A 3,049-nucleotide genomic window follows, 5' to 3' on the forward strand; every position below is an offset into this window, starting at 1 on the left:
CCCTTGGCGCGGGCCTGGTCGGCCATCGTCAGGGCCTGCCGCGCCGAGGACTGCAGCTTCTCGATGTCGCCGAGCTGGCGGTTCAGCTTCATCTCCAGCTGACGCTGGTTCCCGATCACCGAGGCCGCCTGCTGCGACAGCGCCTGGTGCTGGCGCTGGGCGTCCTCGATCGCCTGCTGGATCTGCACCTTGGGGTCCGCGTGCTCATCGATCTTCGAGGAGAACGCCGCCAGGAAGTACTTCCAGGCCTTCACGAAGGGGTTGGCCATCTGCTCCCGCCCAACTCGTCATCGTCCGCACAGGCCCGAACACGCTGACCTGGAGTCCTCGCCCATCGTGTCAGCTCGCGGCCGCACCTTCCACCGAGGCCCACTCCGGACGTCCGGATCGGTGATCGCGAGCGGCGAGCGGTCGCCGCCGACGGGCCCGGCCGGGTGCTCAGGCGGCCGACCGCACGGACCCGGCCGGCTCGCGACCCAGGGTCACCAGCTCGACCACCCGCAGCTCGCCTGCGGGCTCGGGCCCCTCGGGCGTCTCGAGGTCGCCGAAACCACCGAGGTCGTCGTCATCGAGCCCCGGGGCGTCGGGCGCCACGTCCCCGGCGAGGTCCACGACCTCGGCGGAGCCGCTCGGGATCGCCGTCTCGGTCGTGCCGCCGTCCTCGGCCGCGGGCGCCTCCACGGCGTCCGTCGTCTCGGCGGCGCCGAAGGCCTCCTCGACCGCGGAGCGCAGCGCCGGGTCCACCCCGACGAGGCGGCGCTCCGCCAGCCGGGCCGGCACGCGCCGGGGGGCCTCGGGACGCATGGAGTCCGCCACGTCGTCGAGCAGCTCGGGCAGCGAGAGCGCCAGGGCGTCACAGATGGCCGCGAGCAGCTCGCTGGAGGGCTCCTTGCGCCCGCGCTCGATCTCGGACAGGTAGCCGAGGCTCACCCGCGCGTCCTTGGAGACGTCCCGCAGGGTCCGCCGGCGCTCGGTGCGGGCCCGGCGGATCGTGCCGCCGATCGCCTCGCGCAACAACAGCGCCATCTCGCACCTCCGCCCTCACCGCACCCCGGACGCGGGGACCAGCATCGGCCCCGCGGGGAGCCCGGCGTCGATGACCGTTCCGACCACGGTACCGACTCCCGGAGCACCGCGTCGGTTCCGTGCCCTCCGGCACCCGCCGGTTCGCCGAGAGCGAACAGGGCGCGGGCGCCGCCGCGAAGGCTCGCTCAGGTGGTGGCGGCCCGACGCAGGCGCACCGCCTGCGCGACGTAGTCCAGCCCGGTCACGACGGTGACGACGACCGCGAGCAGGAACAACGTGGCGACGACGGGCTGGGCGACGGCGGGCAGCGGCATGATCGCGAGCCCGAGCGCGAGGGTCTGCAGCACCGTCTTGAGCTTGCCACCCCGGCTCGCGGGGATGACCCCGTGACGCAGCACCCAGAAGCGCATCGCGGTGATCCCCAGCTCGCGCACCGCGATGACGATCGTGACCCACCAGGCCAGCTCGCCCAGCATCGACAGGCCCACGAGCGCGGCGCCGACGAGCGCCTTGTCGGCGATCGGGTCCGCGATCTTGCCGAAGTCGGTGACGAGCCCCCAGCGGCGGGCGAACTCGCCGTCGAACGAGTCGGTGAGCGAGGCCAGCGCGAACACGCCGAACGCCAGCCACCGGTACGCCGGGGCGTGACCGCCGTCGACGAACAGCACGGCGAGGAACACCGGCACCAGGATCAGCCGCACCACGGTGAGCGCGTTGGCGATGTTGACCAGCGGTACCGGCGCCCGGGCCGTCGTCCCGTCCCCCGAGGTCCCGGTCCCCGAGGACCCGACCCCCGACGACCCGGCCCCCGACGGGGCAGCACCGGGCGTCCCGGTCCCGTCGGCGGACGACGGGGCGGCCGACCCCGGCGGCTGGGTCATCGCGCGCCGGCCACGGCGGGCTCTGGCGCGGTGGTCGCGTCGGTGGTGGCGGCTCCCGGGGCGAGCACGTCGAGGACCTCGACGACGAGGTCGACCCCGTTCGAGCCGGTGACCACCGCCCGGACGACGGCTCCCCGGGTCAGCCCGGCGAGCAGCTCGTCGTCGCCGGTCAGGAGACACTCGCCGTCGACGTCGGGCCCCTGGTGGGCGGCACGGCCGATCCAGACGAGGTCGCCGGGCTCGGCCTCGGTGACCTCGACCGGCGCGTCGTCGCCGTCCTCGTCGTCGGACAGGTCGGTCATCTCCGGGGCCTCGTCCTCGGTCAGGCCGAGCTCGGCGAGGTCGAGGTCGTCGGTCTCCTCGATGGGCGGGTCGTCGAACTCGGCCGCGGCGTCCTCGGAGAGCTCCTGGCGCTCGACGAGAACCTCCACCTCGGTCCCGACCCGGCGGGCGGCGCGGTCGGAGGAGACGACCTCGACCAGCGAGGTGACCCGCTCGACGCGGGCGGCGACCTCGGCGGGGTCGACCTTGTCGGGCAGGTCGGCGGCCTCGGTGCCGTCCTCGTCGGAGTAGCCGAACACCCCGACGGCGTCGAGCTCGGCCTCGGAGAGGAAGGCCTCCAGCTCGGCGAGATCCTCCTCGGTCTCGCCGGGGAACCCGACGATGACGTTCGAGCGGATGCCCGCCTCCGGCGCGAGGGCCCGGATCTCGGCGCACAGCGAGAGGAAGGTCTCCCGCGACCCGAACCGCCGCATCCGGCGCAGCAGCGGGCCCGAGGCGTGCTGGAAGGACAGGTCGAAGTAGTCGGCGACGCCGGGCGTGCTGGCGATCGCGGCGAGCAGCGGGGGCCGGACCTCCGCGGGCTGCAGGTAGGACACCCGGATCCGGCGCAGGCCCGGCACCTCGGCCAGCGAGCCGAGCAGCCGCTCGAGGGCCCCGCCCGCGGCACCGCGCGCGTCGATGTCCTTGCCGTACGAGGTGGAGTTCTCGCTGACCAGGGTGACCTCGGCGACGCCGTGGTCGGCGAGCCAGGCCGCCTCGGCGACGACGTCCTCCGCCGAGCGCGAGACGAAGGCGCCGCGGAACGACGGGATGGCGCAGAAGGCGCAGCGGCGGTCGCACCCGGAGGCGAGCTTCAGCGG

The 3,049-nt window shown here is 74.5% G+C and carries 4 protein-coding genes; all 4 read right to left on the bottom strand.

The genetic code is table 11. The annotated features are described in order from the left end of the window. Positions 1-269 (bottom strand): PspA/IM30 family protein (locus VGI02_RS12305; RefSeq protein WP_331627661.1); only part of this gene is annotated, 269 nt, incomplete at its 3' end. Positions 270-438: 169 nt separating this feature from the next. Next, positions 439-1,026 (bottom strand): helix-turn-helix domain-containing protein, encoded by a 588-nt coding sequence (locus tag VGI02_RS29125; RefSeq protein WP_414638249.1) that lies wholly within the window; start codon positions 1,024-1,026, stop codon positions 439-441. A 185-nt stretch (positions 1,027-1,211) separates the two neighbouring features. After that, positions 1,212-1,907, bottom strand: a complete 696-nt coding sequence (gene pgsA, locus VGI02_RS12315) for a CDP-diacylglycerol--glycerol-3-phosphate 3-phosphatidyltransferase (protein WP_331627662.1) — start codon at positions 1,905-1,907, stop codon at positions 1,212-1,214. After that, positions 1,904-3,049 (bottom strand): radical SAM protein (locus tag VGI02_RS12320; protein ID WP_331627663.1); only part of this gene is annotated, 1,146 nt, incomplete at its 5' end. The genes pgsA and VGI02_RS12320, both read right to left, overlap by 4 nt.

Origin of the sequence: Actinomycetospora sp. (genome assembly GCF_036497245.1) — a bacterium.
Taxonomy (GTDB): domain Bacteria; phylum Actinomycetota; class Actinomycetes; order Mycobacteriales; family Pseudonocardiaceae; genus Actinomycetospora.